24 protein-coding genes, 2 tRNA genes and 2 riboswitches are annotated in these 23,945 nt (G+C 58.2%); of the genes, 13 read left to right on the top strand and 13 right to left on the bottom strand.

The features are described 5' to 3' along the window. Positions 1-94: 94 nt before the first annotated feature. Positions 95-466 carry an SPW repeat domain-containing protein gene (locus RSK20926_RS20100; RefSeq protein WP_008209571.1) on the top strand — a complete coding sequence of 124 codons (372 nt, stop codon included), beginning with the start codon at positions 95-97 and terminating at the stop codon, positions 464-466. Positions 467-532: 66 nt separating this feature from the next. Here the strand turns inward: RSK20926_RS20100 and RSK20926_RS20095 are convergent, their stop codons facing one another. Beyond that, a complete protein-coding gene (locus tag RSK20926_RS20095) occupies positions 533-1,474 on the bottom strand; it encodes a DMT family transporter (RefSeq protein WP_037256022.1) in 942 nt (313 codons plus the stop codon). Between the two features lie 94 nt (positions 1,475-1,568). On the opposite strand from RSK20926_RS20095, the gene RSK20926_RS20090 reads away from it, so the two are divergent. After that, the gene (locus tag RSK20926_RS20090; RefSeq protein ID WP_008209569.1) at positions 1,569-3,077 is read left to right on the top strand and encodes a malonate--CoA ligase; all 1,509 of its coding nucleotides are present in this window, start codon (positions 1,569-1,571) and stop codon (positions 3,075-3,077) included. Between the two features lie 207 nt (positions 3,078-3,284). On the opposite strand, the gene RSK20926_RS20085 is transcribed toward RSK20926_RS20090, so the two are convergent. From RSK20926_RS20085 to aroC, 3 genes are read right to left on the bottom strand one after another with little or no spacing between them, the layout of a single operon-like run. Further along, positions 3,285-4,229 carry an AEC family transporter gene (locus RSK20926_RS20085; protein ID WP_008209567.1) on the bottom strand — a complete coding sequence of 315 codons (945 nt, stop codon included), beginning with the start codon at positions 4,227-4,229 and terminating at the stop codon, positions 3,285-3,287. Further along, positions 4,226-4,912 (bottom strand): HD domain-containing protein, encoded by a 687-nt coding sequence (locus RSK20926_RS20080; RefSeq protein ID WP_008209566.1) that lies wholly within the window; start codon positions 4,910-4,912, stop codon positions 4,226-4,228. The genes RSK20926_RS20085 and RSK20926_RS20080 overlap by 4 nt, the downstream gene beginning before the upstream one ends. After that, positions 4,909-6,015, bottom strand: coding sequence for a chorismate synthase (aroC, locus tag RSK20926_RS20075; RefSeq protein ID WP_008209563.1), 1,107 nt, complete (start codon positions 6,013-6,015; stop codon positions 4,909-4,911). The genes RSK20926_RS20080 and aroC overlap by 4 nt, the downstream gene beginning before the upstream one ends. Before the next feature lie 98 nt (positions 6,016-6,113). Then, a riboswitch (TPP riboswitch) is annotated at positions 6,114-6,205 on the top strand. Positions 6,206-6,237: 32 nt separating this feature from the next. On the opposite strand from aroC, the gene thiB reads away from it, so the two are divergent. From thiB to RSK20926_RS20060, 3 genes are read left to right on the top strand one after another with little or no spacing between them, the layout of a single operon-like run. Further along, positions 6,238-7,215, top strand: coding sequence for a thiamine ABC transporter substrate binding subunit (thiB, locus tag RSK20926_RS20070; RefSeq protein ID WP_037256020.1), 978 nt, complete (start codon positions 6,238-6,240; stop codon positions 7,213-7,215). After that, positions 7,191-8,747 (top strand): thiamine/thiamine pyrophosphate ABC transporter permease ThiP, encoded by a 1,557-nt coding sequence (locus tag RSK20926_RS20065; protein WP_008209559.1) that lies wholly within the window; start codon positions 7,191-7,193, stop codon positions 8,745-8,747. Before thiB ends, RSK20926_RS20065 begins: the two co-directional genes overlap by 25 nt. Continuing rightward, the gene (locus tag RSK20926_RS20060; RefSeq protein WP_008209557.1) at positions 8,734-9,426 is read left to right on the top strand and encodes a thiamine ABC transporter ATP-binding protein; all 693 of its coding nucleotides are present in this window, start codon (positions 8,734-8,736) and stop codon (positions 9,424-9,426) included. The genes RSK20926_RS20065 and RSK20926_RS20060 overlap by 14 nt, the downstream gene beginning before the upstream one ends. Positions 9,427-9,453: 27 nt before the next feature. On the opposite strand, the gene RSK20926_RS20055 is transcribed toward RSK20926_RS20060, so the two are convergent. After that, a complete protein-coding gene (locus tag RSK20926_RS20055) occupies positions 9,454-9,900 on the bottom strand; it encodes a 6,7-dimethyl-8-ribityllumazine synthase (protein WP_008209555.1) in 447 nt (148 codons plus the stop codon). Positions 9,901-10,404: 504 nt separating this feature from the next. Further along, positions 10,405-10,842: a 6,7-dimethyl-8-ribityllumazine synthase gene (locus RSK20926_RS20050; RefSeq protein ID WP_008209553.1), complete on the bottom strand. Its 438-nt coding sequence runs from the start codon at positions 10,840-10,842 to the stop codon at positions 10,405-10,407. A gap of 89 nt (positions 10,843-10,931) precedes the next feature. Continuing rightward, positions 10,932-11,082: riboswitch (FMN riboswitch) on the bottom strand. Between the two features lie 147 nt (positions 11,083-11,229). Between RSK20926_RS20050 and RSK20926_RS20045 the strand changes: the two genes are divergently transcribed. The 5 genes from RSK20926_RS20045 to RSK20926_RS20025 all read left to right on the top strand — a co-directional run bounded on the left by RSK20926_RS20045 (position 11,230) and on the right by RSK20926_RS20025 (position 15,550). Beyond that, the gene (locus RSK20926_RS20045; protein ID WP_008209548.1) at positions 11,230-11,859 is read left to right on the top strand and encodes an FMN-binding negative transcriptional regulator; all 630 of its coding nucleotides are present in this window, start codon (positions 11,230-11,232) and stop codon (positions 11,857-11,859) included. A 128-nt stretch (positions 11,860-11,987) separates the two neighbouring features. Then, positions 11,988-12,590, top strand: a complete 603-nt coding sequence (locus tag RSK20926_RS20040; RefSeq protein ID WP_008209545.1) for a glutathione S-transferase — start codon at positions 11,988-11,990, stop codon at positions 12,588-12,590. A gap of 244 nt (positions 12,591-12,834) precedes the next feature. Next, positions 12,835-13,395 carry a ubiquinol-cytochrome c reductase iron-sulfur subunit gene (gene petA / locus RSK20926_RS20035; protein ID WP_008209543.1) on the top strand — a complete coding sequence of 187 codons (561 nt, stop codon included), beginning with the start codon at positions 12,835-12,837 and terminating at the stop codon, positions 13,393-13,395. Between the two features lie 12 nt (positions 13,396-13,407). Further along, positions 13,408-14,739 carry a cytochrome b gene (petB, locus tag RSK20926_RS20030; protein ID WP_008209541.1) on the top strand — a complete coding sequence of 444 codons (1,332 nt, stop codon included), beginning with the start codon at positions 13,408-13,410 and terminating at the stop codon, positions 14,737-14,739. A 19-nt stretch (positions 14,740-14,758) separates the two neighbouring features. Next, complete coding sequence (locus RSK20926_RS20025) at positions 14,759-15,550, top strand: cytochrome c1 (protein ID WP_008209539.1); 792 nt, start codon at positions 14,759-14,761, stop codon at positions 15,548-15,550. A 147-nt stretch (positions 15,551-15,697) separates the two neighbouring features. On the opposite strand, the gene mtaB is transcribed toward RSK20926_RS20025, so the two are convergent. Both mtaB and dapF read right to left on the bottom strand, forming a co-directional pair. Further along, entirely contained in the window at positions 15,698-16,960 is a 1,263-nt protein-coding gene (gene mtaB / locus RSK20926_RS20020) for a tRNA (N(6)-L-threonylcarbamoyladenosine(37)-C(2))-methylthiotransferase MtaB (protein ID WP_008209538.1), read from the bottom strand. Then, positions 16,957-17,811 carry a diaminopimelate epimerase gene (gene dapF, locus RSK20926_RS20015; protein ID WP_008209536.1) on the bottom strand — a complete coding sequence of 285 codons (855 nt, stop codon included), beginning with the start codon at positions 17,809-17,811 and terminating at the stop codon, positions 16,957-16,959. Before dapF ends, mtaB begins: the two co-directional genes overlap by 4 nt. 191 nt (positions 17,812-18,002) lie before the next feature. Between dapF and RSK20926_RS20010 the strand changes: the two genes are divergently transcribed. Continuing rightward, a tRNA-Lys gene (locus RSK20926_RS20010) sits at positions 18,003-18,078 on the top strand. A gap of 371 nt (positions 18,079-18,449) precedes the next feature. On the opposite strand, the gene RSK20926_RS20005 is transcribed toward RSK20926_RS20010, so the two are convergent. From RSK20926_RS20005 to RSK20926_RS19985, 4 genes are all read right to left on the bottom strand, one after another. Further along, positions 18,450-19,634 carry a plasmid mobilization protein gene (locus RSK20926_RS20005; RefSeq protein ID WP_008209534.1) on the bottom strand — a complete coding sequence of 395 codons (1,185 nt, stop codon included), beginning with the start codon at positions 19,632-19,634 and terminating at the stop codon, positions 18,450-18,452. Further along, positions 19,609-19,941: a hypothetical protein gene (locus RSK20926_RS23245; RefSeq protein ID WP_008209533.1), complete on the bottom strand. Its 333-nt coding sequence runs from the start codon at positions 19,939-19,941 to the stop codon at positions 19,609-19,611. The genes RSK20926_RS20005 and RSK20926_RS23245 overlap by 26 nt, the downstream gene beginning before the upstream one ends. 52 nt (positions 19,942-19,993) lie before the next feature. Further along, the gene (locus tag RSK20926_RS23240; RefSeq protein WP_008209531.1) at positions 19,994-20,362 is read right to left on the bottom strand and encodes a bacteriophage-related protein; all 369 of its coding nucleotides are present in this window, start codon (positions 20,360-20,362) and stop codon (positions 19,994-19,996) included. A 155-nt stretch (positions 20,363-20,517) separates the two neighbouring features. Further along, positions 20,518-20,594 (bottom strand) — tRNA-Arg (locus RSK20926_RS19985). 507 nt (positions 20,595-21,101) lie between these two features. On the opposite strand from RSK20926_RS19985, the gene RSK20926_RS19980 reads away from it, so the two are divergent. Both RSK20926_RS19980 and RSK20926_RS19975 read left to right on the top strand, forming a co-directional pair. Beyond that, positions 21,102-22,127, top strand: coding sequence for a LacI family DNA-binding transcriptional regulator (locus RSK20926_RS19980; RefSeq protein WP_008209529.1), 1,026 nt, complete (start codon positions 21,102-21,104; stop codon positions 22,125-22,127). Then, complete coding sequence (locus RSK20926_RS19975) at positions 22,127-23,341, top strand: winged helix-turn-helix domain-containing protein (RefSeq protein ID WP_008209527.1); 1,215 nt, start codon at positions 22,127-22,129, stop codon at positions 23,339-23,341. Before RSK20926_RS19980 ends, RSK20926_RS19975 begins: the two co-directional genes overlap by 1 nt. Positions 23,342-23,459: 118 nt before the next feature. Here the strand turns inward: RSK20926_RS19975 and RSK20926_RS19970 are convergent, their stop codons facing one another. Then, on the bottom strand, positions 23,460-23,894 hold the full coding sequence (locus RSK20926_RS19970) for an acyl-CoA thioesterase (RefSeq protein ID WP_008209525.1): 435 nt from the start codon (positions 23,892-23,894) through the stop codon (positions 23,460-23,462). Positions 23,895-23,945 lie beyond the last annotated feature (51 nt).

The raw sequence follows: 23,945 nt of genomic DNA, 5'->3' as shown, positions 1-23,945 counted from the left end.
ATGAGAATTCAAAACAGGAAAGAATGAGCACAGTTTGGGGCCATGGCAATTGTCGCAAAGGCAATTGCAAGACAATAGACCAAGGAACCCAAACATGAGCATTCGCTTTGTCACCCGTGAAATCCATGCCTACCTCGACTACCCCGTCGCTTTCGCCCTCATCGTGCTGCCCTTTGTTTTGGGGCTGGGGGAGAGCAACCCAGCAGCGCTCTATCTCTCTGTGGCGACGGGGATCGCGGCCTTTGCTCTGACCGTGCTGACGGATCATCATCTGGGGATTATCCGCGTGTTGCCCTATCGGCTGCACCAGGCGGTGGATCTGATTGTGGGTCTTACCTTTCTGGCAGCCCCCTTTGCCCTTGGCTTCGCTGGGATTGATGCGGCTTACTATTGGCTGAATGGTGCAGCGGTGGTGACGGTCATCTCGCTCAGCACGCCTGATGGTACGACTGCAAAGTTGGGCTAAGCGAGGTAGGCTGCCAAGAAGCGCCGTATCGTTGTCGGCAGCGGGGCCTTTGGGCCCCGTTTTACTTTACCCGCCCTTGGGATCAATCATCGGCTTGGCCTTGCCCCGTTCCAGGCCAAGGCGGCTTTCGCGCCAGATCACCAGGATATTGCCGGCAATCACCAGGGCGGCGCCGGCCAGCATCACCAGGGTTGGCCATTCCTCGAACCAGAGATAGCCGATCACGATGGCAAAGAGCATCGATACATAGTCGTAGGGCGCCAGCATCGAGGCTGGGGCAAAGCGGTAGGAGGAGGTGACCAGGATCTGCGCCACCCCTCCGACCAGCCCGGCGCCGATCAACAGGGCAAAAGTCTTGGCATCCGGAAGCACCCATCCAAAGGGCAGGGTCAGCAGCGATAGCGCTGAAGCGGTGAGCGAAAAGTAGAACACGATGGCAGCGGTATGCTCCGACTGTACCATGCGCCGGATATGGATCTGCACAAATCCCCGCGCCACCGTGGCGCCGAGCACCAGCAGGACACCCAATGTTGCCCCCTCGGTCATACCGGTGCCGCCGCCTAGGCGGGGCCAGATCATGATCAAGACACCAATCAGGCCAAGCGCAACCGCACTAATCCGGATCAGGCGGATCCGTTCTCCTAAGAAAATGGCGGCGAGAACCAGGGTGAAAATCGGTGTAGCGTAGCCAATCGCAGTCACTTCCGGCAGCGGTAAGAGCGCCAGCCCCATAAAGGTCATGCCCATGGCCGAGGTGCCGACCAGCCCGCGCCAAACATGAAACATCGGTTTCTTGGTGATCAGCCCATGGCGCAGCTCTCCCCGGTAAGCAAGCCAGACGACAATCACCGGGATCGCAAAGAAGGAGCGGAAAAATACCGCCTCACCGGCCGGAACGGTTTCTGAGACCGCCTTGATCAGGGCCGAGAGGCCCGTGAACAGCGCGATGGCGGTCACCTTAAGCGAGATGGCCACCATGGGTCGATGCGATGTTAAGGATTTCACCATGGCGCAGAACCTGCGCCTCTGCGACAAGAAGATCAATGGCTTGTTTTCCGTAAACTGTGGGCGCAGATTGCCGCCAAAGCACAGGAGAGGCGCCATGTATGAGAGCAACCATCTGATTTCCCAGCTGCATGCAACCTGCCAAGGGCAAGAAGGGCGCCTCTTCGCTGAGATCCCAGAACGCAATCCGGTCACCTTCGGCGGGCTGTTTGAAGGCGCTGAGCGCTATGCGGCGGCGCTGGCGGCCCTGGGGGTGCAGCCCGGAGACCGGGTGGCGGTGCAGGTGGAAAAGACCATCGAGGCAATCCAGCTTTATCTCGGAACGGTGATGGCGGGCGGCGTCTTTCTGCCGCTTAACACCGCCTATACCACGGTCGAGCTGGGGTACTTCATCAGTGACGCCCGCCCGTGCGTGGTGGTCTGTGATCCAGCCCGCGAGGCAGCCATCGCTGAAATCGCCGCCGGGGCCCGGGTGATGACTCTGGATGCTGCCGGGCAGGGCAGCCTGAGTGCGGCAGCTCGCGCGCATGATGGATTCGCGCCGGTTGCCCGGGGCAAGGATGATCTGGCGGCGATTCTTTATACCTCTGGCACCACCGGGCGCTCCAAAGGCGCGATGCTGAGCCACGAAAATCTGGCTTCGAACTCCCGGATGCTGCGCGACTATTGGCAGTTTACCCGCGAGGATGTGCTGATCCATGCGCTGCCGATCTTTCACACACACGGGCTCTTTGTGGCCACCAATGTAGCGCTTTTTGCGGGTGCCCAGGTGGTGTTCCTGGCCGGGTTCGACAAGGAAAAGATCCTTGAGGCCATGCCCCGCGCCACAGCTCTGATGGGGGTTCCGACCTTTTACACGCGCCTGCTGCAGGATGAGCGTCTGAACCAAGAGCGTGCAGAAAATATGCGGCTGTTCATTTCAGGCTCCGCACCGCTCTTGGTGGATACCCATGAGCAATGGGAGGCGCGCACCGGGCACCGGATCCTCGAGCGCTATGGTATGACCGAGACCAATATGAGCACCTCCAACCCCTATGAGGGCGAGCGCCGCGCCGGAACTGTTGGCTTCCCGCTGCCGGGGGTCGAAGCACGGCTCCGCGACAAGGGGCAGGAAGTGGCGCCGGGCGAGACGGGAGTTTTGGAGGTACGCGGCGCCAATGTCTTTCAGGGCTACTGGCAGATGCCTGAAAAGACCGCAGAGGAGCTTTTGCCTGATGGCTGGTTCATCACCGGCGACCTCGCCCGGCAGGACGAGGATGGCTATATCACCATCGTAGGCCGGGAGAAGGATCTGGTGATCACTGGTGGTTTCAATGTCTACCCGAAGGAAATTGAGAGCCTGATTGACGAGTTGCCCGGGGTGCTGGAAAGCGCCGTCATAGGCGTGCCGCATCCGGACTTTGGCGAGGCCGTGGTGGCAGTCTTGGTGCCACAGGCAGAGGGGACCAGTCCTGAAGCGGTCAATGCGGCACTGGCGGATCAACTGGCCAAATTCAAGCAGCCCAAGCAGGTCATTCTGGTCGATGAGCTACCGCGTAACACCATGGGCAAGGTTCAAAAAAAGGCTCTACGCGAGAGCTATGCGGCTCTGTTTTCCCTTAGTTAGAGCCTGTTTCTGGTGCAGAGCAATTGCCGGTTCCTGCTTGAAATAACTGCGCAAACTGCGGATGGGTCCGCCTGACCTTGGGGAGGTGCATCGCGCCTTCCCTTTTTGCCGGAGGCAAACCTGCGGTTTGACGGGAAGGTCAAGCGCGGCCTGCCCTTGCGGACAGGCTGGTTTTTACTTGTGTAAGGTTTGGAGGCAGGCTGGCCGTCAGGTCAAAAGCCAGAGCAGCACGCTGAGCGTCACAAAGGCGCCGCTGGTGGCGATCAACATCGCCAGGCTAGCAGCACCCTCCAGCCCTTGGCGCTGGGCCAGAACCGTGTAGATGGTGAACATTGGCATGGCCGCAGACAGAACCACGGCGCCCAGGATCTCGGGGGAGATCTGAAAGACCCCTAATGCGCCAAGCCCCAGCGCAGCGAGGCCAACTAGGGCCGGATGCAGCAGCAGTTTCTGCAGGGCGATCTGGCTGGCCAGCGCGCGGTTGCCATGCAAGGGCAGCCCCACCATAGAGCCGCCGATCACCACCAGCGACAGCGCACTGGCGGAGGCCGCCAGCAGTGCAGCCAGGCGGGTGACCGGGGCGGGAACAGGCAGTTGCAGCAGCGAGACAAAGACGCCCAGCATCAGCCCGATAAAGAAGGGCGTGCCCAGGACATTGCGCAGCATTGCGGAAATCCGGCGCCATAGGGGACCCTCGGCCTTACCCGATGCCATCTCGATCAGGATCAGGCAGAGCGGGACCAGCAGCAGGTTCTCCACCAGAAAGTTCAAGGCCAGCGCCACCGGAGCCAGATCCGGGACTGCCAGCAGCAGAATTGGATAACCGATATAGGCGCTATTGGGGCAGCTAGATCCCATGATGCCGAGCGCACGGCGGCGCGGATCGATACCACGCAGGGTCAGGAACACGTAAGACAGCGCCATGCAGCCCAGCCCGCCCAGCGCATAGACCGCGATATAGTCCGGACGGATCACCTCTGACAGGTCGCGGGTGGCGACCGCGTTGAACAGGAGAAAGGGCAGGGCAATGTTCAGCACATATTTGCCCAGCGTGCGCATCTCGCCCGGGTCGAACCAACCCTTCCTGACCACCAGATAGCCCAGCGCCATAGCGGCATAGATGGGAAAGGTGATGGCCAGGATCTGGGTCATTTCAGCAGATCAGCCCAGTGATCCGGTAGCTCAGTATCCATTTCCTTGGCCAGCTGCTTCAGATAGGCCAGCATCAGCCGGGCGCGTTTGCGGGCGATCTTTTCGCCCTTGGCAGTCACCATGTCCCCGGGCAGTTTCAGCAGCTTCATATGCCAGTGGTCGATCGACCAGGTCTTTTCGTCCAGGGCTCGGTTGGCGGCAAAAGGATCATTGGGATCGCAGAAAGGCCGGTCTATGGTGCCGGCCACCATGAAGGTGCGGGCAATGCCAACGGCGCCCAGAGCATCCAGCCGGTCCGCATCGCGCAGAATCTCGGCTTCCAGGCTCCTGGGCGGGATCCCGGCCGAGAAGCTATGGGCCTCGATCACATGTTTGGCGGCGTCGATTTCATCAGCGGAATAGCCCAAATTCCCCAGAATAGACTCTGATTTCTCCGCCGAGAGCACCGAGGCTCGCTCGCGCTGGGGGTGGTCTTTGGGCAGGTTCACCAGATCGTGCAGGTAGGCGCCAGCGACTAGCACCCGTAGATTGGCGCGGTTCGGATCATCCTTGTTTTCATCAAGTGCGATACGATGGGCATTGGCCCAGACCCGATCCAGGTGAGGGATATCATGGGCCGGGTCTTGTGCCATTTGCACCTCGGCGACACGGCGCAGTTTGGCCTGCAGTTCTTTCAATGTCATGCGCCGATTGTTCCTTGGTTCTCACCGATCTGGCCGCGATGCAGCAGCAGGTGATCGAGGATCACACAGGCCATCATCGCTTCGGCCACGGGCACAGCGCGGATGCCCACACAGGGGTCGTGGCGGCCCTTGGTCACGACTTCGGCGGCTGTGCCGTCCTTGCGGATCGACTGGCGCGGGGTCAGTATCGAGGAGGTCGGTTTCACCGCAAAGCGCACCACCACATCCTGGCCGGTGGAAATCCCACCCAGAATGCCGCCGGCATGGTTCGAGCTGTAGGTTGGCTGGCCGTCATTGCCCATGAAGATCTCATCGGCGTTTTCCGAACCCTTCAGCACGGCTGCATTCATGCCTTCGCCGATCTCTACAGCTTTTACCGCGTTGATCGACATCATCGCCGCCGCCAGGTCGGTGTCGAGCTTGCCATAGATCGGTGCGCCAATGCCTGCGGGCACGCCACGCGCCACCACCTCGACCACGGCGCCGACGGAATCATGATCTTTGCGTAAGCCCTGCAGGTAGTCTTCCCAGTCCTGCACGGCGCCAGCGTCTGGGATCCAGAAATCGTTCTGATCGATGGCATCCCAATCAAAGCGGGAGCGGTCAATCTCCATCGCGCCCATCTTGGTCATATAGCCCCTGATCTCGAGGCCCGGCGCCAGCGCCTTGATCGCCTCTCGCGCGACGCCGCCAGCGGCAACGCGGGCTGCGGTTTCACGGGCCGAGGAACGGCCGCCACCGCGGTAGTCTCGGTTGCCGTATTTCTGGAAATAGGTGATGTCGGCATGGCCGGGGCGGAAGGTCTGGGCGATCTCGCCATAATCCTTAGAACGCTGGTCGGTATTCTCTATCATCAGCTGGATCGGGGTGCCGGTGGATTTGCCCTCAAACACGCCCGAAAGGATCTTCACCGCATCGGGTTCATTGCGCTGGGTGGTGTTCTTGTTCTGCCCTGGGCGTCGCTTGTCCAGCCAATGCTGCAGCATCCCGGCCTCGATCGGCACATTCGGTGGGCAGCCGTCGACGGTTGCACCCAAAGCGGGCCCGTGGCTCTCACCCCAGGTGGTCACGCGGAAAAGATGGCCAAAGCTGTTCATCGACATCGGGATCTCCTTTGTTTGCTGTGCTTAGCGAGGCACGGCGGGGGGCTCAAGTGCAATTGCGGTTTCGCTTGTCTTTGCAGCCCTCGGCGAATAGGTTGCGCCCCACCTCGGGGTGCGCTGTGGCGCTGAGATGACACCCGTTGAACCTGAACCGGCTAGAACCGGCGGAGGGAAGGTTACGGAGACGCTCCACCCTTGCCCGATGCCGCAAAGGAGGATGCCATGAAGTATTCTGTTTTTGCTGCGGCACTGTTGGGCGCATCGGCGGCTTATGCTGATACGCCCGAATTGACCGTTTATACCTATGATAGTTTTGTTTCCGACTGGGGCCCGGGCCCTGCGGTGGAGAAAGCCTTTGAGGCCCAATGCGGCTGTGACCTGAAACTGGTTGGTGCGGGCGATGGCGCTGCCCTCCTCGCACGCATCAAGCTGGAAGGCGCGCGTTCTGACGCGGATGTGGTGCTGGGGCTTGATACCAACCTGACCGCTGCTGCCAAAGAAACCGGCCTCTTTGCCGAGCACGGGGTCAGTGCGGACTACAGCCTGCCAGTTGCCTGGGAAGATGCGACTTTTGCGCCCTATGACTGGGGCTACTTCGCCTTTGTCCACAATGCTGATGCCGCAGCCCCTGCGGATTTCAAAGCGCTGGCGGCCAGTGACAAGAAAATCGTGATCCAGGACCCGCGCTCTTCGACGCCGGGCCTGGGCCTCCTGCTTTGGGTTAAGGCCGCTTACGGCGATGAAGCGACCGCGATCTGGGAAGCTCTCTCTGACAATGTGGTCACCGTGACCAAGGGCTGGTCTGAGGCCTATGGCATGTTCCTTGAGGGAGAGGCCGACATGGTGCTCTCTTATACCACCTCGCCGGCCTATCACCTGATTGCCGAAGAAGATGCCTCCAAAGCCGCCGCCGCCTTTGACGAAGGCCATTACATGCAGGTCGAAGTGGCCGGCATTCTGGCGGGCAGCGATCAGCCGGAACTGGCCAAGAGCTTTATGGCGTTCATGGTCTCGGAAGAGTTCCAGTCGATCATTCCAACCACGAACTGGATGTATCCAGCAGTGACCCCGGCGGCGGGTCTGCCTGAAGGGTTCGAGACCTTGGTGACCCCGGCCAAATCCCTGCTGCTCTCTGCGGATGAGGCGGCAGCGGTGCGTGATGCGGCTCTGAGCGAATGGCTCGACGCGCTCAGCCAATAAGCGCCTCTCCTGGCGTTGGCGCGGCCCTTTTTGTGGCCGCGCTTATCCTTGGAACGCTGGCAGCGGTTGCTCTTCGTGCGGAGGCAGGGCGCGGCTTGGGCGCCAGCGATTGGGCGGCTTTGCGCTTTACTCTGACGCAGGCACTGTTGTCTGCTGTCTTTAGCGTTTTACTGGCAGTCCCAGTAGCGCGGGCTTTAGCACGACGCCGTTTCCCTGGCCGGTCTTTGTTGATTGCCCTACTTGGGGCGCCCTTCATCCTGCCAGTTATCGTAGCAATTCTTGGGTTGATTGCCGTCTTTGGGCGGGCGGGCTGGATCAGCCAGGCACTCGGCTTCCTTGGGTTCGAACCCCTGCAAATCTATGGCTTGCACGGGGTTGTTCTGGCCCATGTGTTCTTCAACCTACCCTTGGCAACGCGGCTGATTCTACAGGGTTGGCAGGAAACCCCGGCAGAGCATTTTCGTTTGGCTGCGCAGATCAATGCGGGTGCGATTTCTATGTGGCGTCTGCTGGAAGCCCCGATGTTGCGGCAGGTCCTGCCTGGCACCTTTGCCGTTGTTTTTGCCATTTGTCTGTCCAGTTTTGCGGTGGCTCTGACCCTCGGTGGCGGGCCCCGTGCCACCACCATCGAGCTGGCCATCTATCAGGCGTTTCGTTTTGATTTTGATCTAGGCCGTGCCGCCCTATTGTCTGCAGTGCAATTGCTGCTAACCGGGGCTGCCGGGTATCTGGCGCTAAAGGCGGCGCGCCACGACGGGCCCGGCGCGGGGCTGGACCGGGTGCTGCAACGCTGGGATGGTCAAAATACATCGGCAAGGCTGTTTGACCTGTTCTGGCTCCTTGCTGCAGCAAGCTTTCTGTTGTTGCCGTTGGCGGCCCTGTTGGTTTCCGGCTTGCCAGGCCTGCCTTTGCTGCAGGCTTCGGTCTGGTGGGCGGCGATGACTTCACTCCTTGTGGCTGCTTGCAGCACGGTGATTCTATTGTGTCTGGCTTTGCCTATGTCGGCGGCGGTCGCGCTGGGGCGGCGTGGAGGTGTGGAGACCGCCGGTATCTTGGGACTTGCGGCTTCTCCATTGGTCATTGGGACTGGGTTGTTCATCCTGATCTATCCGATTGCGGACCCTTTTGCCCTGGCGCTACCGGTGACTGCGCTCGTGAACGCGATCATGGCCCTGCCCTTTGCTCTGCGCATCCTTGTGCCACGGGCGAGCGAAGTGATCGCTGGCTATGGTCGATTGGGGCTGTCATTGAACATGATCGGATGGCCTTTTTGGCGGCAGGTCTTCCTGCCCAGACTGCGGGCGCAAATCGGTTTTGCGGCGGGCCTTGGGGCAGCGCTTTCGATGGGAGATCTGGGGGTCATCACCCTCTTTGCCGATCCCGAAGTGGCGACTCTGCCCTTGCAGATCTACCGCCTGATGGGCGCCTATCAAATGCAAGCGGCTTCGGGTGCCGCCGTTTTGCTGCTGTTGCTCTCTATGGGCGCGTTTTGGATCCTGGATAGAGGGGGGCGATGGCATGCTGAAGATTGAAGCCGGTCTCATTGACAATGGTGATTTCACGATTTCGGCAGATTTCTCCCTGGGTGCAGGGGATAAGGCTGCGATCATCGGTCCCTCAGGTGCTGGAAAATCGACCTTGATCCAGGCGCTTTCTGGTTTTCTACCCCTACGGCAGGGACGAATTCTATGGAAGGGAGCCGACCTGACCCCGCTTTTGCCGGGGGACCGCCCGACGGCCACGCTGTTTCAGGATGGCAACCTGTTTCCACATCTCACCGCAGGTCAGAATGCAGGCCTTGGCTTGCAGCCTGATTTGCGTCTTTCGAAGGCGCAGGAAGAGCGCGTTGGCGAAGCGTTGAAACGCGTCGGCTTGGAAGGGCTTGAAGATCGCAAACCATCGGAACTCTCTGGGGGGCAACAAAGCCGGGTTGCCCTGGCGCGTGTGCTCTTGCAGCGCAAAGAGATTTTGCTACTGGATGAGCCCTTTGCGGCCCTGGGGCCTGCCCTGAAGGCAGATATGCTTGACCTGGTGTCGGAGATTGTCACCGATACCGGAGCGACACTCCTGATGGTGAGTCACGATCCCCAGGACGCGCGACGAATTGCGGATCAGGGGATCTTGGTGGCCGAAGGGAGGGTTCACGACCCAATGCCCTGTGCTGCACTGCTGGACAATCCCCCTCCGAGCCTCAAAGCCTATCTTGGCTAGGGAAGCGAAAGGAGAGGAAGAAGGGTATCACGACTTGCTGGTACGCACGATCTCTTCACGTACCTTGGGAATCATAAGCGCTGTTTGCGCTGCCTCCCGCCCCTTTTCTTCAAAGCGAATGCTGTAGATTTCCTCATCATGTTTGGTGGCCTGAAACTGATGTGGGACCATCGCAATAGAGAGGACAGGTATGCCGGTATCAAGCCCAACGCGCATCAGGCCGTCCAGTACGACATGCGCCATATGCTGTTGGCGGTAGCTTCCGCCATCTACGATAAAGGCTGCGCAGGTGATGGTCCCATAATTCCCGGTTCGGGCAAGATCCTGCGCCAGAAGCGGTAGTTCAAAAGCGCTGGGCGCATTGTAGACGTCGACCACATCGCTGGAAATCAAATCCAAAAACCCTTCGAGCGAACGGTCGACAATCTCAGAATACCATTGCGACTTAATAAAAGCGTAGCGGGTTTGAGCCATTCTCTGCTCCTTTACTGTCGGCAGACTGTTCTGTCGTGCTCAAACCTGTAGAGCAGCTGCAAAACAGGCAGCCGAAAAACTTGAGACGCTCCTTGGAGGAGTGCTCAGACCAAAAACCGTCGCCTGAGGGCAAGTGCCTGTAAGCCCTGAAGCAACGCAAAATACATTTCCCGCCGTGCCGTTTGCTTTGCTGTAAGCGAGTGACTTTTGCGGTTCGTCTATTATGCCTTACGGGTAAGGCGAGTCTATTCGCCCTGCAAAGACAGTTTGAGCGTGCCAAGCCAATCCTTGAACTGCAAGTTGAAACCATATCCAGATGAGGGACTTACGACGTTTTTGCGATTGTTTAATCCCGACGCTTCAGGCCTGATCCAGCTTTGCAAAACCCGATCTGACTAACCGCCAGCGGAGCAGAGCTCATTCATTTTAGAATCTAAGATGAGTAACTGAGAGAGTGTCTGGCTAAGTGATCCTTTCTGGCCAGACACCCGTATTAAGTTGGTGCTATGCAGCCTCAAGAGCCGAATAGGTGCCAGAGATTAGTCGAGCGGCTTCACCTGCTTCACGGCCCTTTTGAACAAAGTGGGTCCGGTAAATTGTCTTGTGGTGGTCCGTTTCCTGAAAGTGGTGCGGGGTGAGTGAGACCGAGAGCACCGGGATGCCTGTCTCTAGCCCTGCCCGCATGAGGCCATCAACAACGGCCTGGGCTACAAAGTCATGCCTGTAGATACCGCCGTCCACCACCAGCGCCGCGCAGGCAATAGCATGGTATTTGCCGGTTTTGGCGAGCCGTTGCGCCAAGAGAGGCATCTCGAAGGCACCGGGGACATCAAAGACATCAATCTGATCCGAAGGGATGATCTCTTCAAACCCTTCCAATGCCCGGTCAACGATATCGGCGTGCCATTGTGCTTTGATAAAAGCGTAGCGGGTGTGTGTCATTGCGTAATCTCCTTTGGTTTGACACGTCACCCAAGGCGATCACGAACGGCAGGCGCGCGCTGGGCCAAAGGCGCCAAAACGGTCCTGTCGTACCTTCTCTTCCATCCGGACTGTAACCGTCGGCTCTGGAATTGCACCAGATCTGCTGACACTTCCAGATGACCGGAAGCCGCTCGCGGGCTTACGGGACTAGGCCTGCTTACCGCCGGTGGGGAATTTCACCCCGCCCTGAGAACGGCGGGACCTTGCCAAGCTGCAAACTGGATTTCAAGCGCTTCCTTTGGGTCCAGCGGTGCAGTTTGAAATTGGTAGGGGGTCTGTGTTCTGTTTTGGCTCTTCTTCAGAGGCCGGATAGGGCGCAAAAGAAGAAAAAATGGAGGATTTCTGATGCATCCCAACCCTGTTTTTCATGATGCAGAGCATGGTGAGAATCTGACATTTGCCCGGAGCAGGGCTTTTGGAATGCTGACAATGTCGCAGAGCAACCAGACAGATGAGGCGCCTTTGGTCAGCCACGTTCCTTTCTTGCTTTCACAAGATGGATCTTACGCCGAGCTTCACCTGGTGCGGTCCAACCCGATTGCGCGTCAGTTGCAAACTCCAATGCCAGCCCGCATCGCGGTAGCAGGGCCTGACGGTTATGTGTCGCCGGATTGGTACGGTATCGCGAACCAGGTTCCGACCTGGAACTATATTGCAGTGCATCTGGTCGGAAAACTGGAGTTGCGCCCGCAGGCAGAGCTGCGGGATCTGATCGACCGGCAATTTACGTTTTTTGAGGAACAACTGACGCCAAAGCCTGTTTGGACAACGGCGAAGATGGAGAGAGAGGCCTTGGACCGAATGATGCGGATGATCGTGCCGGTTCGCTTGCACATCCAAAAGGTAGAGGGAACGTGGAAGCTGAGCCAAAACAAGGAGGAGCAGGCGCGCTATGGTGCGGCAGAGGGGGTTGTCAGTGGGATAGGCTCAGAACTCGAAACCTTGTCGCAATTGATGCACGCACAACGGTCGTAAACCGGATCAGACCCTGCCGCCTCGTTTCAAACTGAGATGGATCAATCTCTGCTAAGGGAAATGGTCGGCGGGGTTTTCTTTTTGTTGCCGCGCATTAGGCTGCGGCGCAGATAACTCAGGAGATTGATATGAAGCTGCATTATGCCCCAACCTCGCCCTTTGTGCGCAAAGTCATGGTCCTTTTGCATGAGACCGGTAAATTGGATCAGGTCGAATTGCTGCAGGTGCATACCACGCCGATAACCCCAAGCGCCGAAGTGCGCGCAAGCAACCCCCTGGCCAAGATCCCGGCGCTGGAACGAGGAGATGGGCCAGCGCTCTATGACAGCCGGGTAATTTGCGCCTATCTGAATGAGCGTTTTGGATCGGGCCTCTATGCTGGGGGCTGGGACAGCCGCGTGCTGGAGGCGACGGCGGATGGTATTATGGAAGCGGCGGTTCTGATGACCTATGAGCGGCGCTTGCGGAACGAAGCGCAACAATCGGAGGATTGGTTCGAGGCACAGAAGGGAAAAGTGCTTGGGGCCTGCGCAGCGCTGAACGCGCGTTGGATCAGCCATTTGCAAGGGTCGCTTGATATGGGGCAAATCGCTGTCGCCTGCGCTTTGGCCTATGTTGATTTCCGCCACCCGAATCTAGGTTGGCGCATTGGCAATGAGGCACTGGAAGACTGGTTCACAACTTTTGATTCGCGTGAGTCGATGCAGGCGACACGCCCCCCGGAAAGCTAACCATAAAGCTGACCTGAAAGTTAACCCACAGGCCGTTTTGTAGCTCCCGCTCCTATGAGAGGGTAATTTTGCTGTGGCATTGTGACCGCCACGCGCAAGAAACTTCAAAGAGGAGTGGGATGTGCGCCTTTGACCGCTGGACGAATGCACTTCACCCCGCTAGACACGCGCCTGAGTCACTGCGAGCAATCGCGGTGCATGCGCATGTTTGCCCTAAACGGGCGCTGGAATTGGAGAAAACCTCGTGTCCCACGCAGAAGACCACGAAGGAACCCGGAGAGATTTCCTCTACTACGCCACTGCCGGCGCCGGGGCAGTGACCGCGGGTGCCGCCGTATGGCCCCTGGTCAACCAAATGAACCCCTCGGCGGATGTTAAGGCGCTGTCCTCGATCCTGGTGGATGTGAGCGGTGTAGAGGTTGGGACGCAGATCAGCGTCATGTTCTTGGGTAAACCGGTGTTTATTCGCCGCCGCACTCAGGCAGAAATCGACGAAGCCCGTGAGGTTGACGTTGCTGGCCTGATCGATACCGCCTCGGAGAACCCCAACAAGCCTGGCACGGATGCCGCGGATGAAAACCGCGCCATGGACGAAAACGGTGAATGGCTGGTGATGATGGGCGTTTGTACCCACCTCGGCTGTGTCCCGCTGGGTGACGGTGCTGGTGAATTCAATGGCTGGTTCTGCCCATGCCACGGTTCCCACTACGATACCTCGGGCCGGATCCGCAAAGGCCCCGCTCCCGAGAACCTGTGGATCCCGGTCGCCGAGTTCACCGACGCAAACACCATCAAGCTGGGATAAGGAGGCGCACATATGTCCGGTATTCCGCACGACCATTACGAACCGAAGACTGGCGCAGAGAAGTGGCTGCACAGCCGCCTGCCCATCGTCGGTCTGATCTATGACACCATCATGATCCCCACCCCCAAGAACCTGAACTGGTGGTGGATCTGGGGCATCGTCCTGGCCTTCTGCCTGGTGCTGCAAATCGTCACCGGCATTGTCCTGGTGATGCATTACACCCCGCATGTCGACCTGGCCTTTGCCTCTGTTGAGCACATCATGCGCAACGTGAACGGCGGCCATATGATCCGCTACATTCACATGAACGGCGCGTCGCTGTTCTTTGTTGCCGTCTATATCCACATTTTCCGCGGGTTGTTCTACGGCTCTTACAAGGCCCCTCGTGAGATCACATGGATCATCGGCATGATCATCTATCTGCTGATGATGGCCACCGGCTTTATGGGCTATGTTCTGCCCTGGGGTCAGATGTCCTTCTGGGGCGCGACCGTGATCACCGGCCTCTTTGGCGCCATCCCCTTTATTGGCGAAGGACTGCAGACCTTCCTTTTGGGCGGACCTGCGGTGGACAACGCCACCCTGAACCGCTTCTTCTCGCTGCACTATCTGCTGCCTTTTGTCATTGCCGCGCTGGTGATCGTCCATATCTGGGCCTTCCACACCACAGGCAACAACAACCCCACCGGTGTTGATGTCCGCAAAACCTCCAAGGAAGACGCAGAGAAAGACACCCTGCCGTTCTGGCCCTACTTTGTGATCAAAGATTTCCTGGGTCTGGCTGTTGTTCTGGTGGTGTTCTGGGCGATTGTCGGCTTCATGCCGAACTACCTCGGCCACCCGGATAACTACATCGAAGCCAACCCGCTGGTGACCCCTGCACATATCGTTCCCGAATGGTACTTCCTGCCCTTCTACGCGATCCTGCGGGCCTTCACCTCTGAGGTCTGGGTTGTTCAGATTGCCTCCTTCGTGACCGGCGGCATCATCGACGCCAAGTTCTTTGGTGTTCTAGCGATGTTCGGCGCAATTGCAGTCATGGCTCTGGTGCCCTGGCTCGACACCAGCCGCGTGCGCTCCGGCCGTTACCGCCCGATGTTCAAGTGGTGGTTCTACCTGCTGATCTTCGACTTCTTTGCCCTGATGTGGCTGGGTGCGATGCCTGCAGAAGAGCCCTATGCATCGCTCTCGCTGATCGCATCGGCCTATTGGTTCGGCTATTTCCTGGTGATCCTGCCGCTCCTGGGCGTGATCGAGAAGCCGCTGGCAGAACCCAACACCATCGAAGAGGATTTCGACGCGCACTACGTGAAGAAATCCGGCGAAGCCACTCCTGCCGAGTAACTGAGAAGGACAGCTACCAATGTTGAAGAAACTCGCAATCGGTGCCGCCTTCGCTTTGGCCCTTGCCCCTGTCGCATCACATGCGGCAGGTGGAAGTGGCCACGTCGAGGACTTCCAGTTCTCGTTCGAAGGACCTTTTGGCGCCTATGACCCGAACCAGCTGCAGCGCGGCTTGCAGATCTACACCGAGGTCTGCGCAGCCTGCCACGGTCTGAAGCTGATTCCGATCCGCACCCTCTCTGACGAGGGCGGCCCGGCGCTACCCGCAGATCAGGTCCGTGCCTATGCGGCAGACAACTTCTCGGTCTATGACGCCGAGTTGGACGAAGACCGTCCGGCCAAACCGGTGGATCACTTCCCTGAAAATACTGCCGCAGGCGCGCCTGACCTGAGCCTGATGGCCAAGGCCCGCGCCGGTTTCCACGGTCCCTACGGCTCTGGCATGAACCAGCTGTTCAAAGGCATGGGCGGTGCGGAATACATCGCATCCTTGCTGGACGGTTATACCGGTGAGGAAAAGGAAGAGGCAGGCACCATCTTCTATGAGAACGTTGCCTTCCCCGGCGGCTGGATCTCGATGGCACCGCCGCTCTTTGATGAGCAGGTTGAGTTTGCTGACGGCCATGAAAACACTGTTCGCGCCATGTCGCAGGATGTTGCGGCCTTTCTGATGTGGACCGCTGAACCCAAGATGATGGACCGCAAGAAAGCCGGTTTTGTCGGCGTTCTCCTGCTGACCATCCTCTCGGTTCTGCTGTACCTCACCAACAAGCAGCTCTGGGCACCGCATAAGAACAAGAAAACCAGCTGATCTTTGCTGGATTTCTGAAATAAGAAACCCCCGCTCGGTTAGACCGTGCGGGGGTTTTTCTTTGGCTGAGCTATGCCTTGGCGGCCTCTGCTTGTTGGGCCAGCAACCGCATCTATTCGACCTCAGCGGTGCGCAGCTTCGTATTGTTCAAGCGGTAAGCTGTGACCCTTTTGACCCGCTGATTGTGGCCATGACGATCTCACCTTCGGTCTGCGGGGTGGTAAAACTCACCTCGGTGAACTGTTCTGTCCGCCCCATATGCGGGTTCTCCATCAGGATGTGATGGGTCTTACCTAGCTGCGCCTGGAGATGGCGCTGGGTCTGCGCCTCTCCAGCAGCGCGCAGGCGGGCCGCACGTTCCTTGATCAGCTTGCCATTGACCTGGTTCGGGATCTTCGCCGCCGGAGTGCCCTCTCTCTTGGAGTATGGGAAAACATGAAGCCAGGTCAGATCGCAGTCGGTCACCAGTTTCAGTGAGTTTTCAAAATGGGCTTCGGTTTCAGTGGGGAAACCCGCGATGATATCGGCGCCAAAGGTCATATCGGGACGCAAGCGTCGCGCCTCTTCGCAAAAAGCGATGGCATCATCCCGCAGATGACGCCGGGCCATACGTTTGAGAATCAAATCATCGCCATGCTGCAGCGAGAGATGCAGATGCGGCATCAGGCGCGGCTCTGTTGCGATGGCCTGCATCAGGTTCTCATCTGCTTCGATCGAATCAATAGAAGAGATACGAAGGCGCGGCAAATCAGGCACCAAGCGCAGGATTCGCATCACAAGATCGCCCAGACGCGGGGTAGCGGGCAGATCCGCCCCCCAGGAAGTCAGATCAACACCGGTCAGAACCACCTCGTTGTAGCCCTTGTCGATCAGACGTTTGATCTGGTCGATGACCACACCAGCTGGCACAGAGCGCGAGTTGCCGCGCCCATAGGGGATAATGCAGAAGGTGCAACGGTGATCGCAGCCATTCTGGACTTGCACATAGGCGCGGGAGCGGGTGCCAAAGCCGTCAATCAGATGGCCTGCGGTCTCATTGACCGACATGATATCATCCACTTGGATTTTTTCGGTCTCGCCGATGAAATCCGGCCCCTTGGCGATCTGCTGCCAGGTTTCAGCCTGCATTTTCTCATTGTTGCCAATGACCCGATCAACTTCGCCCATTGCAGCAAAACTCTCGGGTTCCGTTTGCGCTGCACAGCCAGTGACAACGATCTGAGCCTCGGGGTTTTCGCGCCGCAGCCGACGGATCTCCTGGCGAGACTTCCGCACCGCTTCGGCAGTGACTGCACAGGTATTCACCACCACGAGATTGTCGAGCCCGGCCTCTTGGCTCAGCTCTTTCATCGCCTCGGTTTCATAGGCATTGAGACGGCAGCCCAGGGTGGTGAATTTTGGCGGGTTCATCCCAGGCTCTCCAGAAATTCGCGGGTGAAGCTGCCGCTGCTGACATGCATGGTCGGACCTGTCATCCATACCCCATCCTCACGCCAATCGATCCATAGGGTTCCACCATCAAGATCCACTTGGACTTTACGCCCTGTAAGCCCCCGGCGTGCTGCGGCCACAGCGGTCGCACAGGAGGAAGAGCCGGAGGCCAAGGTCACCCCGACACCGCGCTCCCAGACCCGCATCCGGATATGGTCAGGACCGACAATATGCGCGACTTGCACATTGGTGCGTTCAGGATAGAGCGGATGATGCTCATAGCGGGGACCAAACTCCTCCAGTGGAATGAGGTCGGCGTTTTCAACGAAAAAAGTGCAATGGGGGTTACCCATGCCCGTCGCCGTTGGCCCACCCTCAATCGGAAGTTCCAGCGTGTCCACCTCTTCAGCCAACGGTACCTGATCCCAGAGTAGCTGGGGTTGCCCCATGTTGACCGAAGTCAGGCCGTCTCCGCTGTCATGGGCAAGAAGATCCCCGCGATCTGTCGTCAAATGCAGTTCTGATTTACCGCTTTCTGCCATCAGGTGACGTGCGACACAGCGGGTGGCATTGCCACAGGCCGCGGATGTCGATCCGTCTGCATTGTAGAACAGGAGATGCGCGTCGGCTGGAGAATTTGCCTTGGGCGATTCGATCAGTGTGAGCTGGTCAAATCCGATGCCGAATCTGCGATGTGCGATTCCCTTTGCCAAAGCAGGCGTGACATCTAGTTTCAGATGCCGTGCATCTACAACAACGAAGTCATTGCCGAGGCCATGCATCTTCATAAAGGGGAGGGGAGTATCAGAATCTATGCGCATGACGGGCATATAGACCCGCGTTGGAAATGAATCCAGCCTGAGGCGCAGAAAGTTGGAAAAAGGGGGTTGACCCTTTGCAGGCTTGACCGTAGATACGCCGCCTATCGGGACAGCGTGACTGACACAGAAACGCAGCCTCGAAGCGAAATAAGCGCTTGATCCTTCTGGATAAATCACTTAGATCGCGAAGCACAGAGAGTGGGCCGTTAGCTCAGTTGGTAGAGCAACTGACTTTTAATCAGTGGGTCGCAGGTTCGAATCCTGCACGGCTCACCACTTTCTTCTGAGAAGCAAGATATTGCCGTTCAGGTTGCTGGGTATACTCTCAACACCCATGCGGAGAGTCGGTTACAGGGATGCGTGAAACGCGTACGAAAGTCGGCTGTTTGTTCGCCGTCCAATAGTGCGCGAACAAACCAGAATGCGTCCAGCAATAGTGTTTTCTTTAGGCTCAGTGACCATTCTTGCCTTCTGAGGGCTAAGGAAAAGCGTATTGCACTATCAGCTAGACACATCGCGCTTTCGTTCCGTTCCATTCTGGTGAGTTCAGCAAAGGGATATTGGGTTGAGAAGTTGGTGCCAATTAAGTCTAAGAATGCATGCTTCTTTGATTCGAGAATCTAGACACTGAATTTTACTGTAAAATATCAGTTGCTTATATTTTGATGAATCCCGGCGCACCTCAAAAACATGCACTGGCCTGGCAAAGAAAGAGTCCGCTCAAGGTTTTTGCTGGTGCGGGGGATCTCGAAACCCGCGTCAGCGAGTGCGTCGATCATGCTGGCGCGGTCGGTGATGCTGCCGACGCTGATCTGATCGAGGACCCAGTCGTGCAGCGCTTCACGACCTTGCGCGCGCGTTGGTGCTTCAATCGTCGCCCTCACTTCACGGGCGCTTTCTGGCTCCAAAGGCTCTGTCCAGCCATGGGTCTTGTTCAATAAACCGCGGAGGCTGGAAAAGGCGCTCTCATGTCCTGGTGGCGCGCAGAAGTGCAGCTCGACATTGCTCTCGTGCGTGTGGCGCATCCAGAGGCAGTCGTATTGATCCCGGTCCAGCCCGGCAAAGGCCAGAGCCTCAAATCGCTCAATGGCCTCTTGCTGGGCGTCGGGACTGGGATCATCGCTATCGGCAAAGCTGATCACGCCTGCCGTGTAGCTCCACTTGTTGGTGCTCGCGTCGATCAGGTCGCGGGTTTGGTCGGGGTTACCGTGCAGCACCTCGGGCAGCGGGTTGCGGATCTGGGTTTGTGGTTTACCGGTGCTATCGCGGATCAGATTGCGGTTCTCGTCATTGGCCAGAACTTCTCGAGCTGTCAGGTAGTCTACAGGGGCCGCACTGCCGCCTGTGCCAATGGAAAAGAACCATTCTTCACCGCGTGTGTGTGCCGCTACGGTCTGCGCCATCTGTCGTTCGATGACCACCAGCTGAGCCGTGACCTTGAACGCCTCGATCTGGCTCGCGCGACCAGATTTGACCGCGCCGTTGATCCAGCGGGAGAGCTGATTGAGGTTGCCGCCGAAGCGGGCAATAGCAAAGGTCAGCTTTGGGTCGACACGTGGGACAGGCTTGCGTCGACGTGCCTCGACCAGCCCCAAGGCCTCCCGCATCAGCGTGGCATTAGGTAGACTAGCGGCGAGCGCTTTTGCCACCAGCGCTGCCTTTTCCGACGGGGTGCATCGAAAGATCACGCTCTCGGAAAGGCCCTCTTTGACGCCGCCTTCGTGCGTTTGATTGGGGTTTGAAGGGGAGGCTTGCCGCCCCTCACAAGTCCCGCCGATGTAATCGGTGGGTAACCTTGCTCTCTGCTCATTGTGCAGACCTGTCGCATTCATGCTCTGAGCCCCGCCGCTTCGATTTCAGCAGTTCGGCTTCTTTGGCTTTGCCAGCTTCTCTCGCCTCTTCAAGGCTGTGAAGATATTTCAGCCAGCGGCCAGACGTGAACCAATTGTCGGAGAAGCACACCTTGGAGCGGGTGAAGCCTTCGCTTTCGCTCGCATAGGCCCGCACTGCTTCCTCGAGGTCTTTGGCATCCACTCCGTCGGCCAACGCTTGGCGGATTTGTGAGAGACAATCCGCTTTCCCACGAATGCGATCCTCGGCATAGGCGGACAAAATCTTTGCAGAAACTTCATCCTCCACCGCAGCCTTCGCGTGCGAAGGATTTGGTTTTTGATATGGTTTATATCTGTTCTTATAGGATTTGGCTCTGGGGCAGATGGCTTGCCCTAAGGGGCAAATGCATCATTTTCCCTTTCGGTCGGATCGATTTGCCCAGGGCATACCAACAGGTTCGGTCATAGCGATCATCGCTGAAATTGCCCTTGATGATGAGCCCTGCGCTGACCAGCTTTTCGAGCGCTGTTCGGATCTGCTTCTCGCTCAGATAGGGGAACAACTCACCAAAGGCAGAGATCGAGTTGTAGGTCCAATACCGCCCGTCGCGAAGGTTCCGGCGATTGGCTTGGTTCTTCTCAATCCAGAAGGTGATGTTCTGGAAAATCACTGCCGCGTTCAGGCTCATGCGTCCGGCGATTTCGGGATCAAAGCTATGGCGGCTCATGACTAACTCCAGAAATACGCACAAACGTGCGAATTTTGTACAGGTTTTGTACGGGAAATCAGCCGTTCCAGCTGATTTCGCCGCGAAAGCCGACGGGCGTTTCTGCACGCATCCGCACAACGCCCTGTAAATATGCCATATCTTTCAAGAGTTTTTGGCGACCCCGGCAGGATTCGAACCTGCAACCTGCCCCTTAGGAGGGGGCTGCTCTATCCAGTTGAGCCACGGGGCCGCTTATTTGACCTACATATGTAGATCTTGGTTTTTCTGAGCATACAGGCTCAGAGCTGCTTGCAGGGGGCAAAAGCCAATCTTCCTGCTTTGGTCGTTTTGCCTCTTGTGTCACGGACGGTCAACAGGCCTCGTTACCAATTTTGGGATGAATAGCCTTGTCCTACCCCGTACGGTCGCTCCGGAGAGGTGGAACATTGCCTCGCGATGCCTGGTTGAGCCTTGTTGCGTGAATTGACCTTTTGCATTGCATTTTGAGCGCGCCATGAGGCGCTCTGTCTTCTGACGGGTGCAAGTTGCGCCAATAGCTTTAGGGTTTCCCCCCAATCAGGGGCTTGGGCATGGTTGTTTTGACTGCTGCCATTTACCCGATGGCAAAGGCTCTCTGTCATCTTTGATGTGGGGGCTCCAAGCGGGGTTTCTTTTGTCGCATATGATCTGCCCCCATTGTATCGGATGCGCTCTCTGCGCTAACCTTCTAACAGCAGAAAATAAAAGGCCATAGAACGTGACCACGGATAACAAGCGCCCGCTCACCCTTCGCGATGTCTCTGATGCCACTGGTGTTTCTGAAATGACGGTGAGCCGCGTTTTGCGTAACCGCGGAGACGTGTCTGAGAAGACCCGCGTCAAAGTTCTGACGGCCGCCAAGGAACTGGGCTATGTGCCCAATAAGATTGCCGGGGCCTTGGCCTCCAGCCGGGTAAATCTGGTCGCGGTGATTATCCCGTCGCTTTCCAATATGGTTTTTCCCGAGGTGCTGACCGGTATCAACCGGGTTCTGGAAAACACTGAGTTGCAGCCGGTTGTCGGTGTTACAGACTATCAGCCTGAAAAAGAAGAGAAAGTTCTCTATGAGATGCTTTCCTGGCGGCCTTCTGGCGTGATCATTGCCGGGCTTGAGCATACAGAGGCGGCGCGCGCTATGCTGAATGCAGCTGGCATTCCGGTGGTTGAGATCATGGATACCGATGGCAAGCCGGTGGATGCCATGGTCGGGATTTCTCACCGCCGTGCGGGCCGTGAGATGGCCAAGGCGATCCTCAAAGCGGGTTACCGTCATATCGGTTTCATGGGGACCAAGATGCCGCTCGATCACCGAGCGCGCAAACGCTTTGAAGGGTTCACCGAAGCGTTGGCGAAAGAGGGTGTCGAGATCGAGGATCGTGCTTTCTATTCCGGTGGCTCTGCTCTGGCCAAGGGGCGCGAGATGACTCAGGAAATGCTGGAGCGCTCGCCGGAGCTGGATTTCCTCTATTACTCCAATGATATGATTGGCGCTGGCGGGCTTTTGTATCTGATGGATCAAGGCATTGATGTGCCTGGCCAGATTGGTCTTGCCGGCTTCAACGGGGTTGAACTGCTGCAGGGGTTGCCGCGCAAATTGGCCACAATGGACGCTTGCCGCCAGGAAATTGGGCGCAAGGCGGCGGAGATCATTGCCGCCCAGCTGGATGACCCCGAGGTCGAGCTGGAGAAACATGTGAGCCTGACACCCACAATCTCCTTTGGCGATACACTGAAGCGCCGCTGATGGCGCTGCCGCGTCTGGAAAACGGTCTGGCGCGGCGGCTTTTCATGGATCGTCACGCGCTGCTGGAAGCTCCAAGCGGGCCGGCCAAGGGGGCGGATCTGCTGGACTTGATCTCCCGGCTGGGATTTGTGCAGCTGGACAGTATCAATACCGTAGCTCGCGCCCATGATGTGATCCTTTATGCGCGCCGCCCCAGCTACCGGCCCAAGCACCTGACCAGTCTCTATGACCAGGGCGATACCCTGTTTGAGCATTGGACCCATGATGCGGCGATGATCCCGATGGAGTTTTACCCGCGATGGCATTTGCGGTTTCAGCGCGACGAGGCCTTGCTTCGCAAACGCTGGCGCAATTGGCGCCGGGATGGGTTTGAGCAGCAATTCGAGACAGTGCTGACGCATGTGCGCGACCATGGGCCTGTTAGTTCCTCCGATGTGGGCAAGGGCGAAAAGAAGGGCTCCGGAGGTTGGTGGGATTGGCACCCGTCCAAAACCGCCCTGGAGTACCTCTGGCGCAAAGGTGCGCTCACCGTTGTTGGTCGGACGGGATTTCAGAAACGCTATGATCTGACAGAGCGGGTGATCGAAGAGGTGCTGCGGCCTCCGCATGAAACGCTTGACCCAGCAGCCACGGTGGACTGGCTATGCAATGCGGCGCTGGACCGGCTTGGGTTTGCCACCTCAGGCGAGTTGGCTGCGTTCTGGGATACGGCCTCGGCTGCGGAGGCACGTGATTGGTGCCGCGATGCGCTGGGACGGGGGGAGTTGATCGAAATCGAGGTGGAAGCCGCTGATGGTTCTCTGCGCAAGCATTTTGCGCGACCTGATGTAGTGGAACAGGCGGCGGACCTGGGCACGGCTCCGGGGCGGATGCGGGTGCTTAGCCCTTTTGATCCGATGCTCAGGGATCGCAAGCGGGCAGAGCGGCTCTTTGGCTTTCACTACCGGATCGAGGTCTTCACCCCGGCGCCCAAACGGAAATACGGCTATTATGTATTTCCCCTGATCGAGGGGCAGCGCATGGTTGGTCGGATCGACATGAAGGCCGATCGCAATGCGGATCTGTTGCGGGTGACAGCGCTGTGGCCCGAACGCGGGGTGAAGTTTTCACCTGCCCGGATCAAGCGGCTGGAGGCAGAGCTGGAGCGGGTGGCACGCTTTGCCGGACTGGCTGAAGTGGACCTGGCGGATGAGTGGCTGAGAGAGCCGGCTTGACGGGGTGCCAAAGTCCTTTTCCCCGGCCGCAAGGCCGGGCAGCGCCCGACCCTCCCCATGGGAGGGCGCTTTCGCACCCGCCCAGGCTCGGGCGCTGCCCTCTGTAACAAAACGGGTTCTATTCCGGCCGCAGGTTTGCCTCAACAATGGCGCGGTAATCCTCCGGCGCAGGGCGGGCCTTGAACTCAGCCGGGTCAATAAAGACGCAGGTGAATTTGCCCTCAAAGCACAGGGTGCCGTTCTGGAGGGCATCCACCCGGAAGGTGACGGATTTATTGCCGATGGCACAGGGCCAGACCTCACAGTCGAGCCTGTACCGCGGAGTGACCGGACTGCGGAATTCCAGGCTCATGGAGACAAAGGGAGTGCCGGTGCCCCGGTCCAGTTCCATCTGGTACCAGCCATCGCCGTCAAGGTGGTGCTCCCACCAAGCATCGATGGCTTCCAGTGCGAATGCGGGCAGGTGGCCAGTATAGGCGATCTGTGCCGGGTCGCAGTGGCCCCAACCAACCCGGATCTGGTGTACAAATCTGCTTTTGTCGTGGTCCGGCATCCTAGGTCCTTTGTGATTTCTAGGCAGTATAGCGGTGGGACAGAAAGGAAA

It is taken from the genome of Roseobacter sp. SK209-2-6, from assembly GCF_000169455.1.
Lineage (GTDB): Bacteria > Pseudomonadota > Alphaproteobacteria > Rhodobacterales > Rhodobacteraceae > Pseudophaeobacter.
This window is presented reverse-complemented; position numbering and strand designations above follow the sequence as displayed.